Genomic DNA, 2,261 nt, shown 5'->3' with positions numbered 1-2,261 from the left:
GACATCTCGCCTGGTCTTGCTCTACGACGGGGCCATCACCGCAGCGAAAGTCGGCCGCGACGCTGCTCTCGTCCGCGAAGCACGCATCATGGCACAAGAACACGTCGACACTCACACCCCAACATGACTAGCAATGACGGCCAGCACTCACTACCTGCCATTCTCCGGGCGGTCCGCGACGAGATCATCGGTCCCGTCGGCACGTCGACAGTCCTTCGGTGCTCCGGCCTGGCCGCGTTCGCGTTCCTGCTTCGCCTCGCCGAGAACGAAAGGGCAGACATCGCCGTGCTCGGCGCGGCATTCGACTCGGGCGTTACGTTCCGCCCCGACGCCAGATTCGGGACCGCTCACATGCGCGAGGCCAGCAGGATGAGGCGGTCCTATCACCCCGAAGTCAGGGCATACCCTTTCGGTGTCAAACACGAGCTGATCACGTTACTGTCGCGGTTGCTACAGGAGCCATCGCGCGACACAGACCAGCCGGCCTGACCCGTGCCAGCGAATCCGACAGATCTCGACGTCACGTGGAACCACGGGGCACCGCCGTTCCGGCGCTCTAACGACCCGCTCATCCAGATCCACTGGATTGATGAGAACACCATCGTGCTTAGGCAGAGCATGGTCATCAACTATGAAGCACCCTTCCTCTACTTAATGTTCGGCGAGGCTCGTGCGATACTGCTCGACACAGGAGCGACGTCTGACCCTGCATTCTTCCCCCTCCGACAGCTGATCGACCGGCTGTTCAATGAGTGGCTTGCCCAGCATCCGCACGATGACTACGAACTAATGGTTGCGCACAGTCACTCCCATGGCGACCACATCGCCGCCGATGGGCAATTCGCAGACAGACCACGAACTGTTCTCGTTGGGCATTCGCCGAGCGACGTCGCCGAGTTCTTCGGACTCATCGACTGGCCCGCTGGAGAGGCACACTTCGAACTCGGCGAGAGGCGGCTAGCGATCCTCGCTATCCCCGGTCACGAAGCCTCGTCGATCGCGATCTGGGACCCCACCACCGAGCTACTCTTTACCGGCGACACGGTCTACCCCGGCCGGCTCTACGTGAACGACATCGCCGCCTTCCAGAACAGCGTCGACCGGCTCCTCGCCTTCTCAAAGCTCCACCCAGTGAGTCGGATCTTGGGAGCACACATCGAAATGTCGAACCGCGAGGGCCGCGACTACGCACGCGGCGTCGCCTACCATCCCCACGAAGCGCCACTCCCGATGACCGTCGACCAACTACGAGCGGTGGCCGCTGCCACCCGCACAGTGGCCGCCCGTCCCGGCGCGCATCGCTTCAACGACTTCGCGATCTTTAACGGGCCGTGCAAATCCGAAATGACACGACAGAATTTGCGTGCCCGAATCCGAAGACTCTGGCCATTCTGACCCCGCCGCGCGGTGCGCGCGGCTCGGGTCTGCGTGATGATGAAACGAAACCGTCCACTCGGATGGTGAAGGAATTGAGCGAGTTGCAATGTGCGCCGATGCGTTCTTCGATGAGGTGTCCGCAGATCGTTCATCGTGGTGTCTGAGACAGTTGCAGGTCGGGCGATCATAAGACGGGCAGTGTTGAGTGCAAAAACACTGACGACGTTTATTCGAAATGTGCGCACCTGGGTCACTCACTGCAGGCACCCCAATCGCGGAATGTTCTGATGCCGTCATCTCGGGACCCCAGGAGGCGACGAAGCGAAAATTGGTTCGTTGTTTCGGTGCTCCTTCAAATCACGCTCGCGGGCATCGCCACGTATGTACCGAATGTATGGCGGCTAGCCTCGCGCGTTCTCTACGCCATCGTCGCGCTGCTCGCGATCGTGACGTTTGTGATTCCCACGATCATCGGCGTGCTGCGCACGAGGAAAGGTTTTCTCCCGTGGAGAGACACCTCACATGCGAGATCAAGGGCTTGGCTGTGAACCGGGCAATTCGGGACTGCCCCGATTTCAGTTGACTCATAGGGTTAGTGGTTTTAGGCGGCGTTGAGGGCCATGTTTATTGTCTCAAACTCGATCGGGGTGAGTTTGCCAAGGCGGCGTTGTCGTCGCCGGTGGTGGTAGGTCCGTTCAATCCACACGACCATCGCCAGGCGGAGTTCGTCCCGGGTGGCCCAGCGTTGCCGGTCGAGGACGTTCCTCTGCAGCAACGCGAAGAACGACTCCATCGCGGCGTTGTCGCCACACGCGCCGACCCGGCCCATCGATCCAGTGATGCCGTTGTTCTTTAGCACCCGGACGAAGGCGTTAGACCGGCAT

At 60.9% G+C, this 2,261-nt stretch carries 3 protein-coding genes; 2 read left to right on the top strand and 1 reads right to left on the bottom strand.

The window, feature by feature from the left end; genetic code table 11:
* Positions 1–123 precede the first annotated feature (123 nt).
* Entirely contained in the window at positions 124–489 is a 366-nt protein-coding gene (locus E3T50_RS13150; RefSeq protein ID WP_134552491.1) for an arginase family protein, read from the top strand.
* A gap of 114 nt (positions 490–603) precedes the next feature.
* Positions 604–1,395 carry an MBL fold metallo-hydrolase gene (locus tag E3T50_RS13145; protein WP_198417988.1) on the top strand — a complete coding sequence of 264 codons (792 nt, stop codon included), beginning with the start codon at positions 604–606 and terminating at the stop codon, positions 1,393–1,395.
* A gap of 583 nt (positions 1,396–1,978) precedes the next feature.
* Here the strand turns inward: E3T50_RS13145 and E3T50_RS13140 are convergent.
* On the bottom strand, positions 1,979–2,261 hold a 283-nt coding region (locus E3T50_RS13140; RefSeq protein WP_166784297.1), incomplete at its 5' end, for an integrase core domain-containing protein.

The sequence above is a fragment of the Cryobacterium gelidum genome (assembly GCF_004403985.1).
Classification (GTDB): Bacteria; Actinomycetota; Actinomycetes; order Actinomycetales; family Microbacteriaceae; genus Cryobacterium; species Cryobacterium gelidum.
This window is presented reverse-complemented; position numbering and strand designations above follow the sequence as displayed.